Origin of the sequence: Provencibacterium massiliense, from assembly GCF_900169495.1 — a bacterium.
GTDB classification, from domain to species: domain Bacteria; phylum Bacillota; class Clostridia; order Oscillospirales; family Ruminococcaceae; genus Harryflintia; species Harryflintia acetispora.
On sequence record NZ_FWCH01000012.1, the window covers coordinates 1,993,787 to 2,015,177 of the forward strand.

A 21,391-nucleotide genomic window follows, 5' to 3' on the forward strand; every position below is an offset into this window, starting at 1 on the left:
TCTTCTTGCCATCTCCCCGCTTTTTGTGTATGATAGGGAAGAATAATGAACGCGAGGGGCGGGTGGAAAAATGCTGGACGAAAGGGGCGGGACCCCGCTGTATATGCAGCTCTATCAGGAGTTTCTGGGCCATATTCTCGACGGGAGCTGGGGCGTGGATCATAAGCTCCCGCCTGAGATGGAGCTCTGCCGCAGCCATGCGGTCAGCCGGATCACGGTGCGCCTGGCGCTGGATAAGCTCAAAAGCGAGGGCTATCTCTACCGCAAGCAGGGCCGGGGGACCTTTGTGACAAAGCCGCCGATCCAGCAGCGCCTCCCCGCGTTTTACAGCTTTTCGGACGGAACCCCGACGGGCGGCAAGCCCAAAAGCCGGGTGCTCGGCCTGCGGCGCCAAAGCTGCCCGCAGCGGGTGGCCGAACGGCTGGAGGTCGAAACGGACACCGAGGTGTTCCGCATCGAGCGGGTGCGCTCGCTGGACGGCGTGCCCTTCGCCTATGAGATTTCCTATGTCCCCTGCGCCGTCTGCCCCGCGCTGACGGCCAGGGACATCGAGCAAAAAGGGCTTTATAATTCCCTCAAGCTGGGCGGCCAGCTCACGGTGGACAGCGCGCGCGAGTCCTTCGAGGCCGTCATCGCCGAGAAGAAGGCGGCCAGATACCTCGAGGTGGCCCCCGGCGCGCCGGTGCTGCATATCGACCGGGTGGCCTATTGTGCGGGCGCGGTGGTGGAGTATTGCAGCAGCACGGTGCGCGGCGACCGGGTGAAATATGAAATCATGCTCAATAAGTAAAAAGGGGCAAAGCTGATTTTGGGGCTGGGATGATCTGTTTTCCTTGCATGGCAATAAAAAGCCCTCACCGGTCGGCGAGGGCTTTTTATTCCCGGGGCTTACTGCTCGGCGCTCATCATATTCTCGGCGCAGCAGCGAAGCTCCTCAACGGTGCAGATGTCCACGCCGGACTGCTTGATGCTCTCCTGGATGTAAGCGGGCAGCGCGTCGAACTCCTGCTTGAGCTGGGGGTTCTGGGAAAAATTGATCGGCATGACTTTCACCTCCAAGGTTAGTGTTCGCCGCTTTTGCCGGGTTTACCGATGGGAAATAATTACAGATAAAATTTTTTGACGCAATAAGTGAAATAATTAACAAGGAAGCGATGTGTATGAAAGAGTTGTTCGACCTGTTTTTGGCCTTTGCGAGGATCGGCGCGCTGACCTTCGGCGGCGGCTACGCCATGCTGCCGATGCTGCAAAAAGAGGTGGTGGACAAATACCACTGGGCCACCGAGGACGAGCTGATGGACTACTATGCCATCGGCCAGTGCACGCCGGGGATCATCGCGGTAAACACCGCCACCTTCATCGGCTATAAGCGGCGCGGGCTGATCGGCGCGGCCTTCTCGACGCTGGGGATGGTCTTCCCCTCCCTGGTGATCATCACGGTGATTGCCGCCTTCATCCAAAATTTTGCCCATATCGAGGCGGTGCAGCATGCCTTCGCCGGGATCCGGGTCGCGGTCTGCGTGCTGATCCTGACCGCGGTCATCAAGCTCGGGAAAAACGCCATCAAGGACAAGGCGGGGCTCGTGATCTTCCTGCTGGTGGTGGCGGGCGGGATCCTGCTCTCCGCGTCGCCGGTGCTCATCGTGGTGCTCGCCGCCGTGGCGGGCGTTGTGATCCGTAAGGTAAGGGGGCGTGCGTAATGGTTTATCTCTATCTGTTTCTCGAGTTTTTCAAGACCGGACTCTTTTCGGTCGGCGGGGGGCTCGCCACCCTGCCCTTCCTCTACCAGATTGCCGAGCGGTACGACTGGCTGCCCATCGAGCTGATCCCCGACATGATCGCGGTGGCCGAGTCCACCCCCGGCCCGATCGGGATCAACATGGCCACCTATGCGGGCTTCAATGCCGCCGGGGTGCTCGGCGGGGTGCTGGCGACCCTCTCGCTGGTGCTGCCCAGCTATATCATCATCATCCTGATCTCCCGGTTTTTGGAGAAGTTCCGGGACAGCAAGCTGGTCGACGCCGCCTTCTACGGCCTGCGCCCGGCGGTGGCGGGGCTGATCACCGTGGCCGGATGGGAGATTTTCCGCATTGCGCTCTTTAACGCCGACCTGTTTGGCGCTGGCGGGAACATCCTCGACCTCTTCAATTTCAAGGCGATCATCCTCTTTGCGCTGCTCTTCTATCTGGTCAAGAAATTCAATAAGCATCCCATATTTTATATTGCCGGGGCCGCCGTCGTGGGGATCGTGTTCCGCTTCTAGCGGTTCCGAACCAAAACCTCTGCATCGCCATAAGATGGTTTAAACGAAAAGTTTGGCGGTGCATACGGTATGCTTTTGTCCCTTCAGGCGGTTTTCCTGGTCTCGGCGCTCTGCCTCGATTCCTTCGCGGCGAGCTTTGCCTTCGGCGCCGAGCGCATCAGGATACCGCCCCTCTCGGTCGCGGTCATCAGCGGGATGTGCTCGCTGGTGCTGGCGGTTTCTCTCTTCTTCGGGGCGGCGCTGCGCCCCTATATCCCGCACGCACTCTCTTCCGGGATCAGCTTCGCCATTCTGGCGCTGCTGGGACTTTTCCGGCTGTTGGACAGCGGGATCAAGAATTTGATCCGCAAGAGCCAGAGCGGCCGCGCGCAGATCAAGTTCAAATTCCTCAGCTTCGATTTCATCCTGCGCATCTACGCGGACAGCACCGAGGCGGACTGCGACCATTCCAAGGTGCTCGCGCCCCTGGAGGCGGCCCCGCTCTCGCTGGCCCTGTCGATCGATGGGCTGGCCGCGGGTTTCGGCGCGGGGATCATGGGGCTGCACTACCTGCCGGTGATCCTGCTTTCTTTTTTCATCGGCGCGCTGATGGTCTCGGGAGGAAGCTATCTCGGGCGGCACATCGCCGCGCGGCACGAGGAATTAAACCTCTCCTGGGTGAGCGGCCTGGTACTGCTGGGCCTTGCGTTCATGCGGCTGCTGTAAAGGTTCATGGAATTGGCGTTCCGGCTTCGGGGTCACCCGGGCCGGGGCGTTTTTTTCTTGTAAGCACCTGCTTTTGCAGGGTAAGCCGGGTGCGGTTCTCCCGTTCGCCCAAAACGATTTCCGCCCTTCCCATTTCGAGCGCCTGGAGCACCTGCCCCAGAAAATAGTCGAAAACGCCGCTGAGCGACTCGTCCTCCCGGTAAGCGATTTCCCGCACCCCTTCCATCAGTGATGAGCGGATGTACACAGAGACGGTGCTTCTTTTCTCGCGCATGGATTGGCCTCCTGGATCGTGTTATACTGAACCACGGGTGTTATTACACGTATTATACTATTAAAATTTGAGATTTGTTTTATTTAGCTCAAATTGTGCTAAAACATATTAGAAATTTGGTGTAATCCCTTTTGGGGGTTCACCCCTTACCGCGCCTGAACGTCTTGGAGGACGCGGGCTGAGCATTGCCGTACGCGCACTAGCTCTTTCGCGAATCGGGGGCGGCGGCTCGCCGCTTTGGGGGCACCCCCTCTTGGGGGTTCCCCGTCAAACCTTCCACTGGAAGGTTTGCCTCCCCTCCCCGCGCTTCGCTGGCGCTAAAGTGTTCCGCTCCCTGCGGGGAGCGGCCAGCAGGCTTTGCCCGCTGGACACCCACCAAGGAGGCGTCGCCCCCTTGGAACCCCAGTTTTACGCATTACGGAAAAACGCAGTGGATAGTCCACTGCGTTTTTTGTTTAGCCCTTTCCCCAAATTCAGGACGCGGGCTGAGCATTGCCGCACCTACCACAAGTTCATTCGCGAATCGGCCGCAGCGCCCCGCTGCCGCCCGCATAATGGGGATGAGGTTTGAATAAACATAGCAACGGACAGGCAGAGCGTGTCTGCACGCGCCTGCAAAAAGCGCAAGAAGGGATTGGGAGAACAATATGGAGGAATACCGGGGCTTAAGCGAGCAGCAGGCCAAGCGCCTGCTCGCACAGTACGGAGAAAATAAGCTGAAAGCGCATAAGAAAACAGGCGCCGCCCAGATTTTCGTCGGCCAGTTCAAGGACGTGATGATCCTGATCCTGCTGGCCTCCACCGTCCTCTCGGTGCTCATGGGCGAAACCACCGAGGCGCTGACCATCATCGCCATCGTGCTGCTCAACGCCGTTTTGGGCTTTATCCAGGAGTTTAAAACCGAGCGTACCCTGGAGCGCCTGGGCGAGCTGGCCGCGCCCACCGCCCGCGTCATCCGGGACGGGCAGGTGCAGCAGCTTGAGGCAAGGCTCATCGTGCCCGGCGACGTCGTGCAGCTCGAGGCCGGGGACCGGATTCCCGCCGACGGGGTGATCCTCTCCTCCAACGGCCTGATGTGCGACGAATCCATGCTTTCGGGCGAGTCGGACAATGTGGAAAAAGCGCCGCCCCGCAGCGCGGCCGATAAAAACGGCCGGGTCTATATGGGCACGCTCGCCACCAAGGGCAAGGCGGTTTGCCGGATCGATGCCACCGGCGCGGATACCGAGATGGGCAAGATCGCCGGCATGCTCGGCTCGATCGAGACCGGCACCACCCCGCTGCAAAAACGCCTGGCGCAGCTGGGTAAGTATATCGGGATCGGGTGCCTGCTGATCTGCGCCGTGGTCGCGGCGACCGGGATTCTGCGCGGCGAGCCGGTGTTCGATATGATCCTCACCGGGATTTCCCTCTCGGTGGCGGCCGTGCCCGAGGGGCTGCCCGCCATCGTCACCATCGCGCTGGCCCTCTCGGTCGGCCGCATGGTCAAGCGCAACGCCCTGATCCGCCGCCTGCCCGCGGTGGAAACGCTCGGCTGCGCCAATGTGATCTGCTCGGATAAGACCGGGACCCTGACCGAAAACCGGATGACCGTCAAGCTGGTGCGCACCTATGACAACACGCTCACCGTGACCGGAAACGGGCTGGAGCGCGCCGGGGAATTCCAAAGCGGCGGCCATAAGGTAGACCCCACGGCGGATACGGCGGTCAATATGCTGCTGGACATCGCGGTGGTCTGTAACAATGCGAGCTTAAGTAAGCGGAAAGCGGGCTTCGGCGGCCTGCGCGGATTGCGGGCCGCCTTCGAGGTGGTGGGCGAGCCGACCGAGGCGGCGCTGCTGGTCATGGCGGCCAAGGCGGGGCTGACACGGGAGAAGCTGGGCTTCCGCGTGGAGCGGGAGATCCCCTTCGACTCCACCCGTAAGATGATGTCGGTGATCGCCGCGCGGCAGAGCGGCGAGCGGTTCCTGCTTTGCAAGGGCGCGCCGGACATCCTGCTTTCCAAGTGCAACCGTTGCCTGACGCGCGGCGGGGTCAAGCCGCTGAGCCCCTTCATGAAGCAGACGATTTTAAGCTATAATAACCAGATGGCCTCCGACGCGCTGCGCGTACTCGGCTTTGCCTACCTCCCGGCGCCGGGCGGCGCGGGGGTGCAGGAGTCGGGGATGATCTTCGTGGGGCTGTGCGGGCTTCTGGACCCGCCGCGCCGCGAGGCGTTCGACGCGGTGAAGAAGTGCCGCCGCGCCGGGATCAAGCCGGTGATGATCACCGGGGACCATGCGGTGACCGCGCGGGCGATCGCGGCGCAGCTGGAAATCTGGCGGGAGGGCGACTTGATCGTGACCGGGCAGGAGCTCGACGGGATGGATGATGACCGCCTCGCGCAGGAGCTGTCCCGCATCTCGGTCTTTGCGCGGGTGACCCCGGCGCATAAGCTGCGGATCGTGCGCGCCTTCAAGGCGCAGGGGAACATCGTGGCCATGACCGGGGACGGGGTAAACGACGCCCCGGCGGTCAAGGAGGCGGACATCGGCGTTTCGATGGGGCTGACCGGTACCGATGTGACCAAGGAGGCCGCCTCGGTCATCCTGCTCGACGACAACTTCGCCACCCTGGTTGCGGCGGTGGAGGAGGGCCGGGTGATCTATCAGAACATCCGCAAGTTCATCCGCTACCTGCTCTCCTGCAACATCGGCGAGGTGGTGACCATGTTCTTCGCCATGCTCATGGGGATGCCGATCCCACTGCTGCCCATCCAGATTTTGCTGATCAACCTCGCCACCGACGGTCTTCCGGCCGTGGCGCTGGGGCTGGAGCCCCCGCAAAAGAACGTGATGGACCGTCCGCCGCGCGGGGCAAATGAATCGGTTTTCTCGCACGGTCTGGCGGGAACCATCATCCTGCGCGGGCTGCTGATCGGGATCACGACGCTGGCGGTGTTCGTCTCGCTGCTCAATTCGAGCGGCGATCTGATCGTCGCCCGTTCGGGCGCGCTGTTGACGCTGGTGGCGACCCAGCTGATCCACGTGTTCGAGTGCAAGAGCGAGGAGAAGGGCCTCTTTTCGATCAATCCGTTTGACAATCCCATGCTGGTGCTGGCGGTGGCCGTGTCGGCGGTGATGATGTACTTTACGCTGTATAATCCTTTCTTTTCATCGGTCTTTTTAACGGTGGCGCTGACCGGGAAGCAGCTGCTGACGGTGGCGTGCTACTGTGCGGCGGTGCCGCTGGTGTCGGGGATCGTGCTCTCACTCCGGCAGCGGCAGCGGGGCGCTGCGACCTATACGCGAAAGGACTAGCGTGCGAGGCGGCCATGCTCGGCCCGCGGCGGCAGGGTGCCGCTCCCAATTCGCGAAAGGACTCCTTTACAAGGCGGCAATATTCAGCCCGCGTCCTGAATAAGAGGGTTCCAAGGGGGCGACGCCCTCTTGGCGGGTGCGGGCAGAGCCCGCGACCTTCAGCGCCAGCGAAGCGCGGGGGCGGCGAGCCGCCGCTCCCGATTCGCGAAAGAAACCGGCATATGGGTCCGGAAGTGCTCAGCCCGCGTCCTGCAAGACTACTAAGCGCGGGGAAGGTGAATCGAACCTCCAGTGGAGGTTCGAGAGGGAAACCCCAAGAGGGGGTGCCCTCAAAAACGATCTCTTCAAACAGCAGAAAAGTTCAGCCGCTGCGGAAACTCCCGCAGCGGCTGTTTGCTAATCGTCCAGAATCCTTGCGCCGGTGATGGGACTGCTGTCCTGGAACACCTCGATCATCATGCGCACGCCGAAGGTGAAGCCATAGATAAAATTGTCCGTGTCATCCAGCTCTTCGAGGTCGCTTTGTGTGTCACAATACTCGTTCAGGAGCCGGATTTGCTCCTCATCCAGACGGTCGCGCAGCTTCTTTTCCTTTTCATTGTTTTTGAAAGAAGCATGCGCATATAGAGGGAGTCATCTTTAAATTTGTAGTTTTCGGAGAAAAAATTGCTGTGGGCCAATTCTTCTAATGCACTTTTCATCATTCTACTCCTTTCAGCACACGCCCCTTGAAAGGAGAAACCGCGTATGGTAAAATATTTACGCAGTCTTCCTTTCGGGGGCTGTGTGCGGGGGAAGCGGTGGCTATTGGAAGATGTGCGCCGCTTCCTTCATTTTTTGAGGTCGTCAAACACCTTGTTGATTCCCCGGCGAATGATCTCGGACCGGGTGGCGCCAAGGATCGCTGTGCATTCGTCCAGCGTTTCCCTGGTCTTTTTGTCCACACGTACGTAGAGCCGTTCGCTTAAGGGGTTATCAGAAGGTGGACGACCCATCTTCTTTTTTGGGGACACTTGCTCACCTCCATTTTCTTGTCCGCCAACTATATAATAGTAGTTGCATGACAAAAAGTCAAGGTTAGTCAAGGTTTATTTATAAAAATATTCAGTGTAGACAAAATTTGCGCTCTCTACAAAGGCAGAGAGCGCAAGGCAGGTCCGGGCTGTGTGCGGGAAAGTGGCGTTTGCTTTGATAGGGGAACGCCGCTTCCTTCATTTTTTGAGGTCGCTTTTCAACTTTTTAACCCCTCGTCTTACCGTCTCCATCTTGGAGACGTTTTCTTGTTCGCTGTAGCGGTCGATGATTTCCTTGCATTCGTTATCGAATTTTACAGTCATTTGATGCGGCTTGGGATTGTCAGTTGGCCGACCCATTTTCTTTGCTCCCAAATTATCACCTCACTTTGGAACTTCTTAAGTATGTACTTAAGAAGTTCCAAAGTCAAGTGTTTATTATAAAACAGTAGGATGCCTGCGCCTTTTTTGATAGACAACCTCCGTTCAACTGTGCTAAAATAGAAGCAAATCAGTAGTAATATTAACAGAATATACTATTTGTAATTTAAGGAGTGGGTTTTATGGCGCAGATCACCTCCAAGCCCTTTGGGCATACCGGGGCCGGGGAGCCGGTCAAGCTCTACACGTTGACCAACGCCTCGGGCGCTTACGCTGAAATCCTCGACTATGGCTGCCGGGTGCGCGCCCTCTTCGTGCCCGACCGCCAGGGGGTGCCCGGAAATGTGGTGCTCGGCCACGCCACCCTGGAGGAGTACGAACACAGCGGTACCCTCTTCGGGGCGATCGTGGGCAGGTGCGCCAACCGGCTGGGACACGCGCGCTTCACCCTGAATGGCAAGGAATACCGCCTGTGCCAAAACGAGGGGGAGAACCACATCCACGGCGGGCGGCGCGGCTTTGACCAGTTTGTCTACGACAGCCGGGTGGAGGAGGGCGCACTGGTGCTGCGCCGGGTCTCACCCGACGGGGAGGAGCATTACCCGGGCAATCTCGATCTGACCGTGACCTATTCCTTCACCGATCAAAACGAGCTGGTGATCGACTACCGGGCCGTCAGCGACCGGGACACGGTGGTAAACCTTACCAACCACAGCTATTTCAATCTCGCCGGGGGCGGCAGCGCCCTTGGGCACGTCCTGCGCATGGACGCCGGCTACTATACCCCGGTGGACGGTGCCCTGCTGCCCACCGGCGAGCTGCGCCCGGTGGAGGGCACGCCCTTCGACTTTCGCTCGGGCAAACCGCTCGGGCAGGAGATCGGCGCGGACGACGAGCAGCTGCGCCTGGGAAGCGGGTATGACCACAACTTCGTGATCCCGGGGGAGGGGCTGCGCCGGTTTGCCGAGGTGCGCGACCCGCAGAGCGGGCGGCGGATGATGGCGAGCACCACCCTGCCGGGGGTGCAGCTCTACACCGCCAACTTCCTCACCCCCGCGGCGCACACCATGACGGGCGAGCCCTGCGCGCCGCGCTGCGCCTTCTGCCTGGAGACCCAGTGCTATCCCAACGCGATGGAGCGGGAAAACTTCCCCTCCCCCGTCCTGCGCGCCGGAGAGGAGTACCACCACATCACCGTCTACCGGTTCGACACCGTATGATAACAAAAACCGGCCCCTGCTCAAAGCAGGGGCCGGTTTTTACTCCAGCGCCTTTTCAAAGTGCTGGTAGTCGGTCGGGCTGGGGGAGGTCCATTCCCCGCCCCAGGTCCAGCCGCGGGAGAGGAAGGCGTTATAGCACGCGTCCCCCGGTACGATCATCCCGGGGCGCACGTTGTCCCGGTCGAGGTAGTCCCTGCCCGCCTCGGGCTGGACGTTTTCTCCGCGCACATAGGGGTTTTGCAGCGGGTTGATGTCCACCGCCAGCCCGAGCGCGTGGTTGGAGATGTACTGCGTGCCGTCGATCACCCGGTAGCAGAAGGCCGAGGAGTTGTTGTCCGCCATCGAGGCCTCGTCGTTCGCGCTGTAGTCGTCGATCAGACATATCTTCTCAATGGGATACTCCGCCTCATAGAGCTCTTTAAAGATGGCGGTCACGTCGTCGGCCACCGCGGCGTTGACCACCATCTGGCCGGTGTGGGTATCACCGTCGAAGCCATGATAGGTCAGGGTGCAAAGCGAGAGGTCGTCAAGGCCGACATGCTCGTTTTCCACCCAGGAGACGCCAATCATTTTTTGGCGGACCGCCTGTGGGATGGGCTCGCTTTGAAACACGGCCTCCACCTGGGCCGGGGCCGCGCTGGAGGAGGGCTCGGGCACGGCCTGCGCCTCCTTGGCAGTACAGGCGCACAGGGAAAGCGCCAGCAGCAGGGGAACAATCAATCTCGCCAAGAAAAAACCTTCTTTCCGGGATGGGATTATTCAAAAAATAGTCATGGATTTATGTTATCATAAAGGATATGAAAAAATTTGACGGGAGAGAGGGAATGAAACGATTCATACTGGCTTTCTGCCTGATCGGGATATTGCTGCTTGCCGTGCCCGCGTCGGGGGCGGCGCTGCCGCAGGGGGAGCTGACCTCGGACGCCTATGTGGTGATGGACGCGCAGAGCGGCCAGGTGCTGGCCGCGCGCAATCCGGACAAGCGGGAGTACCCGGCGAGCATCACCAAGGTGCTGACCGTCGCGCTGGGGCTCGAGGGGCACGACCCTGATGAGCGGATCACCCTGACCGACGAGGCGGTCTTCTCGGTGGACCGGGACAGCACCCATATCGCTTTGACCCCCGGCGAGGAGGTCTCCTTAAACGACATGACCCACGCGGCCATGCTCGCCTCGGCCAACGATGCGGCCAACGCCGTGGCCGAAAACGCGGGCGGCACGCTGGAGGAATTCATCCGGATGATGAACGGCAAGGCCAAAGAGCTGGGGGCCCAAAACACCAACTTCGTCAACGCCAACGGGCTGTACGACCCGCAGCACTACACCACCGCCTACGACATGGCGCTGCTGACGCGCTGGGCGCTCACCGTCCCGGGCTTTCGCGAGGTGTTCGGTTCAATCGAATACAAGATGGGCCCGACCAACAAGCAGCCGGAGGAGCGCAACTTCGGCACCTATCACCACATGATCGTCGAGTCGGCCTATTACTACGAGGGGGCCGACGGAGGAAAGCTCGGCTGGACGCCCGAGAGCCACCATACCATCGTCACGGTGGCGCACCGGGGCGGCCTCGAGCTGATCTGCGTGGCGCTGAACACCAAGACTCAGTGGGAGAAATATAAGGACTCGACCAAGCTGTTCGACTACTGTTTTGAAAACTTTGAGCCCATCTCCTTCGCCGCCGCCGAGCTCCCCCTGCCCGAGCTGCCGCTTTACAGCGGGGAGGAGCAGGCCGGGACCCTGGTGCCCGATCTTGCGGGAGAGGTGCGCCTCGCCGTTCCCAAAGGTACCGCCAAGGAATCGCTCCTCCTTCAGTGCGATGCGCCCGAGCGGGCGGCCGACGGGGAGGACCCCGGCGTGCGCGTCACCTTCTCCCTACCGGGCGCGGACGAGCCGCTCTATACCCTGCCGGTGCAGTACCGCCCGGTGCTCTCGGCGGCGCAGTCCGCGCCGCAGGAAGAAAAGGAACCTGCGGGCCTCAAAATTCATTGGATTCCCACCCTGGCGGTGCTTTTACTGATCCTGCTGCTGGTTCTGCGCCGGGTCCAGGTTCTGCGCCGTCGCCGCCGCAGGCGGCGGCTGCGCGAGCAGCGCCTGGGGCGTTAGCCGCGCGAGAGGAAGCTGTGGGAGTGGAAGAGCCGTGCGATGGTCTTGACGACCGCGTCCGAGTCGTTCGGGCCGATCTGATGGCCCGCGGCCGCCTTGACCTCGGGCTGGGCGTTTTCCACCGCGAAGCCGTGGTCGGCGCAGAGCAGCATGGGGATGTCGTTTAGGCTGTCCCCGAAGGCGACGGCCGCGCGGCAGCCGAGCTGCTCCTTTAGCTTTGCGAGCGCCCGGGCCTTGGAGGCGGCCGCGCTGGAGATTTCGAGAAAGTAGTAACCCTCGTATTCACTGCCGGGATAGTGCACGATGCTCAGCGAATCGCCGCAGGGCAGCGATTCGAGCGCCGCGTGCAGACGCTCGACGGCTTCTCTCGTGTCGATCACCGTGAAGCTCAGCACCTCCTGACCCGGCGGCAGCGGCGCGCAGAGATAGCTCTTGAGCGGGAGCGTCCGCCGGCGCTGATAGAACGCTTCTTCGGCCGGGTTGCGAAGGGCGGTATAATAGATTTGCAGATGGTCGTTTACCACCGTGTGGGCGAAGCAGTTGACCCCTTCCCCGTCAAACAGCGTCCAGACCGCCTGAGCGTGCGCGGGCGGGATGACGGTGAGGCCGAGATATTTTCGTTCGCGCAGGTCGTAGAGGATGGCGCCGTTCATCGCGATCACCGGCAGCCTCATCTCCACCCCTTCAAGCAGGGGGACGATGGTGGCCGGGGTGCGCGCGGTGGCCAAAGTGATCTTCGCCCCCTCGCGCAGCAGGCTCTGCAGCCGGACCTTCTCATAGGAGCCGAGCGCCCCGTCACTGTGCAGCAGGGTGCCGTCCAGGTCGCACACGAAGAGCAGGTCGCGGTTTTTGTGGTGAGGCAGGTGGAAGGCGTTTACCCCCAGCGAGACCCCGATCCCGATCAGGGTATCCAAAATCCGGCTGACGGCGAAGGCATAAGGGTTTACGTCCATCCCGTGCGAGACGGTGACGCTCAGGAACACCACGCAGGTGATGTAGGAGGCCGAGGGCTTCTTGCAGAGCACCGTGATGTAGATCAGCGGCACGATGCAAGCCGAGATGACAAAATAGCGCAGCAGCGTCAGCCCCGAGAAGACGGTGTTCTGCACCAGCAGCAGCACGAGCATCCCGCTCAGTCCCCCGAGGAAGGTGGCGATCACCCGGTTGAGGGCAACTTTCTTGCTGCTGCCGACGTAAGGCTGCATACAGAGGATGGCGGCGATGGCCGAATAGAAAGGGATTCCCACTTCGCCGCGCAGCTCATAGACAACGAAGCATAAAAACACCGCCACGGCGGATTTGATGATCCGAAGCCCGATTTTCGGCAAACGATTCCCCCTCCTCTGCCCTGACTTGCGGCGATTTTGGATCGCCAGGAAGATTATAACATAAAATCCTTTGCTGGAAAAGAAGGTGCGCTTCTTGACAGCCTGTTGTAAAATAGAGGAAAGGATTTCCGGCGGGGAGGCGAAGGAATGGACAACAAACGGCAAAAGTGGGTGGACCGGCTGCTGGCGGGGGCGAAAGCGCTCCCCTTGCTTCTGATTCTTTTGGTCATTCTCTTCTTTGGGCAAAATCTCGACAAAATTACGGTCGAGGACATTCTGCGCTATACCCCGCAAAATCTGCTGCTGGCCGCCTTGGTGCTGGTGGGCGCCTATGCAGTCAAATCTCTTTCGGTGGTCTTTCCGCTTCTGGCGCTCTACGCGAGCGCCGGAGTGCTCTTCCCGCCGCCGGTCGCAATTTTGGTCAACCTGTGCGGGCTGTGCGTCTGCGCCACATTGCCCTACCTGCTCGGGCGGCTGGCGGGGCAGGAATACATGGATAGGCTGATGAGCCGTTATCAAAAGGCCGCGAGGCTGCGGGAGCTGCAAAGCTCGAACGAACTTTTCCTCGCCTACTTTCTGCGGGTGATCAACCTGCTGCCCGGGGACATTGTAAGCATGTTTCTCGGCTCGACCGGGATGCGCTTTGACAAATACCTCGTCGGGTCGCTGCTGGGGCTTTGCCCCACCATGCTGGCCGCCACCTTTTTGGGCGAGCACATCACCGAGCCCACCTCGCCCGGCTTCCTTCTCTCCGCCGGGGCGACGGTGCTGCTCTCGGTGGGATCGCTGCTGCTCTACCGGGTTTATCTTAAAAAACACCAATAGCGGTCCGGGATTTCCCGGACCGCTTGACGTTCCCACTTGACAATTCTATACGGAAGGAGTATATTATTGCCAGATACCCCACGGGGGTGGGGAGATAGGAGGCGGGACATGAAGGAGAAATACGACGTCACGGGGATGACCTGCAGCGCCTGCAGCGCCCATGTGGAGAAAGCGGTGCGGGGGCTTCAGGGGGTAAGCGGGGTAAACGTCAACCTGCTGCAAAACAGCATGACGGTGGAATATGATCAAAACGCCCTTACCGGGGCGCAGATCATAGGGGCGGTGCAAAAGGCGGGCTACGGGGCCGTGCCGCACGGGGCGGCCCCGGCGGGGGAGCAGCCCCCGCCGGTGAGCGGCGCGCCCGGCGAGCTGCGGCAGATGAAGCGGCGGCTGATTGTTTCGATTGCCTTTTTATTACCGCTCTTTTATATCTCGATGGGTCATATGATGGGGCTGCCGCTGCCATCTTTCCTGACGGGCGGCGAGAACGCGCTGGCGTTCGCCTTCACCCAGTTTTTGCTGGTGCTGCCGGTGATGTACGTCAACCGCAAGTATTACATTGTGGGCTTTAAAACCCTGTTCCATGGAAGCCCGAATATGGACTCCCTGATCGCCATCGGCTCGGCGGCCTCGGTGATCTATGGAGTGTGGGCCATCTACCGGATCGGCTACGGGCTCGGGCATGGCGACTCGGCCCTGGTGCACCAGTACGCGATGGATCTCTACTTCGAATCGGCCTCGATGATCCTGACGCTCATCACGGTGGGCAAGTACATGGAGGCGAAGAGCAAGGGAAAGACCGGCGACGCCATCCGCCAGCTGATCGCCCTGGCTCCCAAGGCCGCGACGGTGCTGCGCGACGGGCGGGAGGTTGAGCTGCCCATCGAGCAGGTCGCGGTGGGGGATGTGGTGGTGGTCCGCGCCGGGGAGCGTATCCCGGTGGACGGGACGGTGATCGAGGGCGCCGCCGCGGTGGACGAGAGCGCCATCACCGGCGAGAGCCTGCCCGTCGAAAAGAGGGTTGGGGACCCGGTGACCGGCGCCTCGGTCAGCAAGTCGGGCTACCTCCGATTTACGGCGCAGAAGGTCGGTGAGGACACCACCCTTTCGCAGATCATCAGGCTGGTCGAGGAGGCGGGCGGCTCCAAGGCGCCGATCCAAAGCCTGGCCGACAAGGTCAGCGGGGTGTTCGTGCCGGTGGTGATCGCCATCGCCCTGCTGTCCGCCGCCGTCTGGCTGCTGCTGGGAGAGAGCTTTGCCTTCGCGCTCTCGACCGGGATCGCGGTGCTGGTGATCTCCTGCCCCTGCGCGCTGGGGCTCGCCACCCCGACGGCCATCATGGTCGGCACCGGAAAGGGCGCGCAAAACGGAATCCTATACAAGTCTGCCGAGGCGCTGGAGACCGCCCACGCCATCGACACGGTGGTGCTGGACAAGACCGGGACCGTCACCGAGGGCCGTCCGCAGGTGACCGACCTGCTGCCCGCACCGGGCGTGGAAGAGGAGGAGCTGCTGCGACTGGCCGCGAGCCTGGAGTCCCCAAGCGGCCATCCGCTGGGGCTCGCGATCGTGGGGGAGGCCGCTAGGCGCTCCCTGCCACCTGCAGCGGCCGGAGAGTTTGAGACGGTCGAGGGCGAAGGGGTCAAGGCTAAAATCGAAGGGCGGCTCCTGCACGGGGGCAACCGCCGGATGATGGAGCATGCGGGGGTGGATACCGCCGCCTTTGACGCGGACTGCGAGAGGCTCTCCGCGAGCGGGAAGACCCCGCTTTACTTCTCCCGCGGGGGGGAGATGCTGGGCGTCGTCGCCGTGGCGGACATCATCAAGCCGACCAGCAAGCAAGCTGTCCGGGAGCTGCAGGCGATGGGGTTGCGGGTGATCATGCTCACCGGGGACAACCGCCGCACCGCCGAGGCCATCCGCCGGCAGCTCGGGATCGACGAGGCCCTGGCCGAGGTGCTGCCCCAGGACAAGGAGCAGAAGGTCCGGCAGCTGCAGTCGCAGGGCCGCAAAGTCGCCATGATCGGCGACGGGATCAACGACGCGCCTGCCCTGGCGCGGGCCGACGTGGGGATCGCCATCGGCGCGGGGACGGACATCGCCATCGAATCGGCCGACGTGGTGCTCATGCACAGCGACCTGCTCGACGCGGTGGGGGCCTTCCAGCTGAGCCGCTCGGTGATCCGGAACGTGCGCCAGAACCTGTTCTGGGCCTTCTTCTATAACGCCGTCGGCATCCCGCTCGCGGCCGGGGCTTTCTATCCCCTGCTGGGCCTCAGGCTCAGCCCGATGTTCGGGGCGGCGGCGATGAGCCTGAGCTCGGTCTGCGTGGTGTCCAACGCCCTGCGCCTGCGCTTTTGGAAGCGTAAAGCGCATGTGGCGAAACCGATACCGGAAGAACCGGAAAACCATACTGAAACAGTGGAAAGAGGGAATCGGCAAATGAAGAAAAAGATGATGATCGACGGGATGATGTGCGCCCACTGCCAGAGCCATGTACAGAAGGCGCTGAACGCCATCGGGGGCGTGCGCGCCACGGTGGACCTGGAGGGCAAATGCGCCCACCTGACGCTGGAACACGACGTGCCGGACGAGACGCTCAAGGCCGCGGTGACCGGGGCGGGATACGCCGTGGTCTCGATCGAGGCCGAATAGGTGGTCTGATGACCGCCATTCCGGGAAAGCCGGAACCGGCGCAAATATCCCATAAAGAAATAAGGGCTGAAAGGAAGGACCGTCACAATGAAAGCGGACAGGGAATGTGTGACCCGCCTGCTCAAGACCGCCAGGGGGCAGATCGAAGGGGTGCTGCGCATGATTGAGGAGGACCAGTACTGTATCGACATCTCCACCCAGATCATGGCGGCCCAGGCGATCCTGCGCAAGGCCAACGGGGAGATCCTGCGCGCCCATCTGGAAAGCTGCGTGCGCGGCGCGGCGATGTGCGGGGACGAGCGGGAGAAGGACCAGAAAATTGAGGAGCTCGTCGAGGTGATCGGCAAGCTGACGAAATAAAAAGCCCCCGGGAGCGCACATAAGAATGTTTACAGAGAGCGCAGCGTCAACCCCCTCCCGGAAGAAAAGAAACGCGCTCCTTTCGCGGGGAAGGGCTGGTGCACACAATTAAAAAAGCTCCCACCCATTGGGTGGGAGCTTTTTACATTTCTTATTTTACCTTGACTCTCCAGCCGAACGGATCCTCGGCGCGTCCCCACTGGATGGCGGTGAGGGCGTCGTAGAGGCGCTGGCTGACCGGCCCGATCTTGCCGCCGTTGATGGTCATCACCAGGTCCCCGTGCTTGAGCTCGCCCACCGGGGAGATGACCGCCGCGGTGCCGGTGCCGAAGGCCTCCTTGAGCTGGCCGTTTTTGTAGGCTTCGGCGACCTCGTCGATCGAAATGCGCCGCTCGCTGACCTTCATGCCCCAGGAGCGCAGCATCTCGATGACCGACTTGCGGGTGATCCCGGGCAGGATGCTGCCCAGCAGCGCCGGGGTGACCACCTCGTCGCCCAGGACGAAGAACATGTTCATCGCCCCGACCTCCTCGATGTACTTGCGCTCGACGCCGTCGAGCCAGAGCACCTGGGAGTAATCCTGCTCATGCGCCTCGTCCTGCGCCTTGAGGGCGGCGGCGTAGTTGCCGCCGGTCTTGACCATGCCGGTGCCGCCGCGCACCGAGCGCACGTAGCTCTGCTCGACGTAGATCTTCACCGGGTCCAGCCCGCTCGGGTAGTACGGCCCGGAGGGGGAGAGCAGCACCATGTACAGGTAGCTGTCCGAGGACTTGACCCCGAGCTTGGGCTCGGTGGCGATGATGAAGGGCCGGATATAGAGCGAGGAGTCCTTGGCGGCCGGGATCCAGCCGCTGTCCAGCTCCACGAGCATCTTGAGGCTCTCGAGCAGCAGCGCCTCGTCCATCTGCGGGATGCACATCCGCTCGCAGGAGGAGTTGAGACGCTTGAAGTTTTCCTGGGGCCTGAAGAGGTAGACGCTGCCGTCGTCCCCGCGGTAGGCCTTCATCCCCTCGAAAATCTCCTGCCCATAGTGCAGGCACATGGCCGCCGGGTCCATGGCGATCGGCCCATAGGGTACGATCCGCGCGTCGTGCCAGCCCTGGCCCTTGTCATATTCAATCATCAGCATGTGATCGGTGAAAATGGTGCCAAAACCCAGCTTGCTCTCGTCGAGCGGCTTCTGCTTGGGAGCGCTGGTGCGCTCCACCTTGACGTCGTACATGTTCCTCACCCTTCTATAATTAATATTTATCAGCCGTTTCATTTCATTAAATTTTAGCACCTCACCGCGCAAAATGCAATGAGAAATTATATCACCGCCATATTCTGCCAGGCCGAATTTACAGTTTATTTGTAACTTCGGCGCGAATTTATGATAAGATGGGTGCAAACGACCATCCACAAAAATATCAGGAGGCTGCGGATGAAAACAATCCTAAAGAAAGCCGGCTGCATGGTGCTCGCCCTCTCCCTGTTATCGGGGCTGACGCTGCGCGCCGGGGCCGAATATAACGACTTCGAGGCGATCACCAGCCATGTGAGCACCGCGGTGCCGCAGCAGCTGCAAATCACCCGGCCCGCGAAGGACATCGGCACCAGCGCCGAAAACTATTATCTCACCGGAAACTCCGACCCGCAGCAGCCCCTCACCCTAAACGGCGAGGAGGTCGAAGGCCGCGGCAAGAGCGGCAGCTTCGGCGCCTATGTGCCCCTCGCGATGGGGGAGAACGTTTTCACCTTCCAAAACGGCGCGCAGAGCGCCACCGTGACCATCAACCGGGGCAGCGGGCTGCAGGAGGAGGTCTCGCTGATCGAGACCATCACCTATATGACCCCGCTGTACGACGTGGCGCTGACGAGCGGCAGCACCGCCACCCTGCGCTGCACCGCGCCCGCCGGGGCCGCCGTCACCGCCAGCGTGGGCGGGAAAACCATCAAAATGAAGCAGAAGGCCCAGGCCCGGGAGGGGGTGCCCGCCTCCTTCACGGCGGAGTATAAGATCCCTTCCGCCTCGGGGACCGAGGAGCTCGGGCAGGTGACCTATACGATGGAGTTTGGGGGGAACACCACCTCCTACCAGAGCGAGGGGAGCCTTTTCGCGGTCGGCAAGGGGGACACCCTGCTCGTCGAGGTGAAGGACACCTCGGCCTCGGTCTTTGCCGAGGAGTCCAAGACCAGCAACTTTGTGACCACCGCCAAAAAGGGCGGGGTGGACTACGTCAGCGAGATTGGGGACACCATGTACAAGCTCGGGATGGGCGGCTGGATTCCGATGGAGTCGGCCCGCCCGCTGACCGGCGGCGGGGAGTACAGGAACCGCGTCTCGGATGTGAGCTTCTTGCAGGACGCCGGCAGCGAGCGCTTCGTCCTCTCCGGTACCGGCGCCCCGCTCTTTACCGCTTACCAGACCGGCGAAAAGCTCTATGTCAAGCTCTTCCACACCACCGGGGTGGAGAATATCGACGCGTCCGGGAGCGAGCTCTTCTCCAAGGTCAAGGTCACGGAGCAAAACGGGAACACCACCCTGGAGTTTCTGCGCAGCGGCGCCCCGCTCTGGGGGTATCTCGTCTCCTATGAAGATGGAGACACCGTCATCACCTGCAAGTACCGGCCCGCCCTCTCGGGCGGCAGCCAGCCGCTGAGCGGGATCACCGTGGCGCTCGACGCCGGGCACGGCGGCACCGATTCGGGCGCCTTCGGGATCAGCGCCGATCAGGGCCCGGTGGAAAAGGACATCACCTACGACACGGCCCTCGCCGTGCAAAAGCGTCTCGAGTCGCTGGGAGCGCGGGTGCTGATGATGCGCCCCGAGGACAGGAAGGAGAGCTTTAACGACCGCATGCAGCCCGCGCAGGACGCGCTGGCCGATTTCTACCTCTCGCTGCACTGCAACAGTATAGCCACCAATCTCAACGGGCTCAAGCCCAACGGGGTGGAAATTTATTATTACGAGGACATCTCCAAGGCCTTCGCCTCCACCATCTTAAACAGCGTGGTGGAAAACACCGGGCGGGCCTCGCGCGGGGCGAAGTACTCCAACTTCAAGGTGACGCTCCAGACCTTGGCCCCCAGCGTGCTGGTCGAGATGGGCTTCTTGACCAATCCCGCCGAATACGACGACCTGTGCAGCCGCCGGGGCATTTTCAACATGGCCAACGCCATCGGCGACGGCCTGATCCGTTACCTCTCCTGACCGCCAAAGAAAGCCGGCCCCCGCTCAAGGATATTCCTTGAGCGGGGGCCGTTTTGCGTCCCGGGGCGGAGGGCCTTCAGACCTCCCACTCCCCGAAAAACTGCAAGGGCGCCACGTCCGGGTTTGGGATCGGACTGCCGCCGGCGTAGATGTCGTTATAAAACCCGGTGTAGCCGGGAAAATAGAGATGCAGGGTGCGCCAGAGGCTCTCGCGGCTCTGGACCCGCCGCGCCAGCTCGGGCAGGCAGCCGCTCAGCTCGCTGACCGGCACCGCGCAGGAGAGCGGGGTATAAAACCAATAGTCCGCTTCCCACTCCCCCAGCTCGGCCGCCATGGCGGTCAGGTACCGCTCGGCCAGGCTGTCGTGCACCGCCAGGAATTTTTCCCCCCGCGCGCGCACAAAATAAAGCCCGTTGCCGATCCGGGCGGCTTTCTCCACCTTCCCGGCGGGCGAGAGTCCGGGAGGCGGGCATTCGCCAAAATAGAGCGGTTCATGCAGCTGCCCCTCCCGGCGCAGGGCGTCCATCTCTCCACAGAGGCGGCAGGAAAGCTTTTGGCAGGCGGCAAGTCTTCGTTTGAGCGTCTCATAGCGGATGATAGCGTGTTTTTCTGAGCACAAAATCCCTTTCCCCCTTTTTTGACCTATTATAACAGAATCTGTCCATTTTTACAATACTAAGTATTTTTATTTTAGTATCAAGATATCATATCCTAATACCAAGGGAAGCGTTGCTTTTCCTGTATTTTAGTCAGCCGCCCGCGGGCGGCGGGGAGGAACGACATGTTTCCAGAACGCATCCGGCTTTTGCGCAAATCCCAGGACCTAAGCCAGGTTGAGCTGGCCGGCCGGCTGGGGGTCTCGAAACAGAGCGTGAGCAATTGGGAAAACGGCAATATCCTGCCCTCCATCGACATGCTGGTAAAGATTTCGACCGTTTTCAACGTCTCCACCGACTATATCCTGGGGCTGGACAACCGCAGCAGCGGCGACCGCTGCTACCTCGAGGTGACGGGATTGAGCGTGGAAAAAATCGCCCACCTGCAACAGATCATCAACGACATGCGCTGACAGAATGAGGCAAAAGAAAAAGACCCGTAGCATAGGCAGCTATGGGTCTTTTTTTCGTCTGTTCGCGGGAAAAACCCCGATAAAATTTCCTGTTTTTTGAAACCTTGTCCTAATTATATCCTATTCTTCCTGCTTTTTCAAGCCAACCGGCGCTTTTTTGCGCGGACCCGCGGCCGGGATGGCCCCTGGCTGCCTATACTAACGGTCATTCTATCTGTGTCTATATTGGATAACCGGGCCGTTGTCAGCCATGGGCCTTCCCGCGCGAAAGGAGCATATTCGATGAAAGTAAGGTCCCTTGCCTGGCTGCTGGTTTCCTGCTGCCTTGCCGCCCTCTTTCCGACTCCGGCAGCGGCCGCCGCCACGGTGCAGGTGGAGCTGGGGGAGGCCGGGAGCTACGGGGTGCAGATCCCCTTCACCCCGTCGCCGCGCACCGAGCGGTACACCTTTTCCATTTTGGAGGACGGCGCCGAGGTCTTCCGCGCCGGGGTGAGCGCCAGCGGAGACAGGAGCGATATCTATCTCCCCTTCGCCTACGACCCGTCCGGGCTGCCGGAATACACCCTGCGGGTGACCGGCCACGTCCTTCCGGGACGGGAGGGGCTGGACCGGGAGGCGGGGGTGGACACGCCCCTCGCCATCCCGCCGAGCTGCGGGTGTCCGGCCGGGACGGCGGGCGCGTTCTACGTGGGGAAGGGCAC

20 protein-coding genes and 1 pseudogene are annotated in these 21,391 nt (G+C 61.4%); 13 read left to right on the forward strand and 8 right to left on the reverse strand.

What is annotated here, in order from left to right; all coding sequences use genetic code 11:
- Nucleotides 1-70 precede the first annotated feature (70 nt).
- Nucleotides 71-790, forward strand: a complete 720-nt coding sequence (locus B5477_RS14660) for a GntR family transcriptional regulator (protein WP_079700375.1) — start codon at nt 71-73, stop codon at nt 788-790.
- 98 nt (nt 791-888) lie between these two features.
- Here B5477_RS14660 and B5477_RS15245 read toward each other — a convergent pair whose 3' ends face one another.
- Nucleotides 889-1,044, reverse strand: a complete 156-nt coding sequence (locus tag B5477_RS15245; protein WP_165873058.1) for a hypothetical protein — start codon at nt 1,042-1,044, stop codon at nt 889-891.
- A gap of 116 nt (nt 1,045-1,160) precedes the next feature.
- Here B5477_RS15245 and B5477_RS14665 point away from each other — a divergent pair, with 116 nt between their 5' ends.
- From B5477_RS14665 to ytaF, 3 genes are all read left to right on the forward strand, one after another.
- Nucleotides 1,161-1,700 (forward strand): chromate transporter, encoded by a 540-nt coding sequence (locus B5477_RS14665; RefSeq protein ID WP_079700376.1) that lies wholly within the window; start codon nt 1,161-1,163, stop codon nt 1,698-1,700.
- Entirely contained in the window at nt 1,700-2,263 is a 564-nt protein-coding gene (locus tag B5477_RS14670) for a chromate transporter (RefSeq protein WP_079700377.1), read from the forward strand. The genes B5477_RS14665 and B5477_RS14670 overlap by 1 nt, the downstream gene beginning before the upstream one ends.
- Nucleotides 2,264-2,332: 69 nt before the next feature.
- Nucleotides 2,333-2,968, forward strand: coding sequence for a sporulation membrane protein YtaF (ytaF, locus tag B5477_RS14675; protein WP_079700378.1), 636 nt, complete (start codon nt 2,333-2,335; stop codon nt 2,966-2,968).
- Nucleotides 2,969-2,972: 4 nt separating this feature from the next.
- On the opposite strand, the gene B5477_RS14680 is transcribed toward ytaF, so the two are convergent.
- Nucleotides 2,973-3,242 carry a hypothetical protein gene (locus B5477_RS14680; RefSeq protein WP_079700379.1) on the reverse strand — a complete coding sequence of 90 codons (270 nt, stop codon included), beginning with the start codon at nt 3,240-3,242 and terminating at the stop codon, nt 2,973-2,975.
- A 647-nt stretch (nt 3,243-3,889) separates the two neighbouring features.
- Between B5477_RS14680 and B5477_RS14685 the strand changes: the two genes are divergently transcribed.
- Nucleotides 3,890-6,541 (forward strand): cation-translocating P-type ATPase, encoded by a 2,652-nt coding sequence (locus B5477_RS14685; protein ID WP_079700380.1) that lies wholly within the window; start codon nt 3,890-3,892, stop codon nt 6,539-6,541.
- Between the two features lie 396 nt (nt 6,542-6,937).
- Here B5477_RS14685 and B5477_RS15495 read toward each other — a convergent pair.
- Both B5477_RS15495 and B5477_RS15250 read right to left on the reverse strand, forming a co-directional pair.
- A pseudogene (locus B5477_RS15495) lies at nt 6,938-7,153 on the reverse strand (DUF6809 family protein); the annotation flags it as partial.
- 599 nt (nt 7,154-7,752) lie between these two features.
- The gene (locus B5477_RS15250) at nt 7,753-7,929 is read right to left on the reverse strand and encodes a ribbon-helix-helix domain-containing protein (protein ID WP_165873059.1); all 177 of its coding nucleotides are present in this window, start codon (nt 7,927-7,929) and stop codon (nt 7,753-7,755) included.
- Nucleotides 7,930-8,117: 188 nt separating this feature from the next.
- On the opposite strand from B5477_RS15250, the gene B5477_RS14700 reads away from it, so the two are divergent.
- Nucleotides 8,118-9,155, forward strand: coding sequence for an aldose epimerase family protein (locus B5477_RS14700; RefSeq protein WP_079700382.1), 1,038 nt, complete (start codon nt 8,118-8,120; stop codon nt 9,153-9,155).
- A 39-nt stretch (nt 9,156-9,194) separates the two neighbouring features.
- Here B5477_RS14700 and B5477_RS14705 read toward each other — a convergent pair whose 3' ends face one another.
- Complete coding sequence (locus tag B5477_RS14705; protein WP_143533606.1) at nt 9,195-9,884, reverse strand: M15 family metallopeptidase; 690 nt, start codon at nt 9,882-9,884, stop codon at nt 9,195-9,197.
- A gap of 95 nt (nt 9,885-9,979) precedes the next feature.
- Between B5477_RS14705 and B5477_RS14710 the strand changes: the two genes are divergently transcribed.
- The gene (locus B5477_RS14710) at nt 9,980-11,260 is read left to right on the forward strand and encodes a D-alanyl-D-alanine carboxypeptidase family protein (RefSeq protein WP_159449079.1); all 1,281 of its coding nucleotides are present in this window, start codon (nt 9,980-9,982) and stop codon (nt 11,258-11,260) included.
- Here B5477_RS14710 and B5477_RS14715 read toward each other — a convergent pair.
- A complete protein-coding gene (locus B5477_RS14715; protein ID WP_117507649.1) occupies nt 11,257-12,588 on the reverse strand; it encodes an HAD-IIB family hydrolase in 1,332 nt (443 codons plus the stop codon). The two genes, B5477_RS14710 and B5477_RS14715, sit on opposite strands and share 4 nt — an antisense overlap.
- A gap of 147 nt (nt 12,589-12,735) precedes the next feature.
- Here B5477_RS14715 and B5477_RS14720 point away from each other — a divergent pair, with 147 nt between their 5' ends.
- The 3 genes from B5477_RS14720 to B5477_RS14730 all read left to right on the forward strand — a co-directional run bounded on the left by B5477_RS14720 (nt 12,736) and on the right by B5477_RS14730 (nt 16,428).
- Nucleotides 12,736-13,413: a TVP38/TMEM64 family protein gene (locus B5477_RS14720; RefSeq protein WP_079700520.1), complete on the forward strand. Its 678-nt coding sequence runs from the start codon at nt 12,736-12,738 to the stop codon at nt 13,411-13,413.
- Between the two features lie 108 nt (nt 13,414-13,521).
- A complete protein-coding gene (locus B5477_RS14725) occupies nt 13,522-16,068 on the forward strand; it encodes a heavy metal translocating P-type ATPase (RefSeq protein ID WP_079700384.1) in 2,547 nt (848 codons plus the stop codon).
- 87 nt (nt 16,069-16,155) lie between these two features.
- Entirely contained in the window at nt 16,156-16,428 is a 273-nt protein-coding gene (locus tag B5477_RS14730; protein WP_079700385.1) for a metal-sensing transcriptional repressor, read from the forward strand.
- A 151-nt stretch (nt 16,429-16,579) separates the two neighbouring features.
- Here the strand turns inward: B5477_RS14730 and B5477_RS14735 are convergent, their stop codons facing one another.
- The gene (locus B5477_RS14735; RefSeq protein WP_079700386.1) at nt 16,580-17,650 is read right to left on the reverse strand and encodes a branched-chain amino acid aminotransferase; all 1,071 of its coding nucleotides are present in this window, start codon (nt 17,648-17,650) and stop codon (nt 16,580-16,582) included.
- A 201-nt stretch (nt 17,651-17,851) separates the two neighbouring features.
- On the opposite strand from B5477_RS14735, the gene B5477_RS14740 reads away from it, so the two are divergent.
- A complete protein-coding gene (locus tag B5477_RS14740; protein WP_159449080.1) occupies nt 17,852-19,621 on the forward strand; it encodes an N-acetylmuramoyl-L-alanine amidase in 1,770 nt (589 codons plus the stop codon).
- A 76-nt stretch (nt 19,622-19,697) separates the two neighbouring features.
- On the opposite strand, the gene B5477_RS14745 is transcribed toward B5477_RS14740, so the two are convergent.
- Nucleotides 19,698-20,240: a hypothetical protein gene (locus tag B5477_RS14745; protein WP_079700388.1), complete on the reverse strand. Its 543-nt coding sequence runs from the start codon at nt 20,238-20,240 to the stop codon at nt 19,698-19,700.
- Between the two features lie 162 nt (nt 20,241-20,402).
- Between B5477_RS14745 and B5477_RS14750 the strand changes: the two genes are divergently transcribed.
- Together B5477_RS14750 and B5477_RS14755 are read left to right on the forward strand one after the other, a co-directional pair.
- Nucleotides 20,403-20,690 carry a helix-turn-helix domain-containing protein gene (locus B5477_RS14750; protein ID WP_079700389.1) on the forward strand — a complete coding sequence of 96 codons (288 nt, stop codon included), beginning with the start codon at nt 20,403-20,405 and terminating at the stop codon, nt 20,688-20,690.
- 282 nt (nt 20,691-20,972) lie between these two features.
- A partial coding sequence (locus tag B5477_RS14755; RefSeq protein ID WP_143533607.1) for a hypothetical protein occupies nt 20,973-21,391 on the forward strand: 419 nt, incomplete at its 3' end.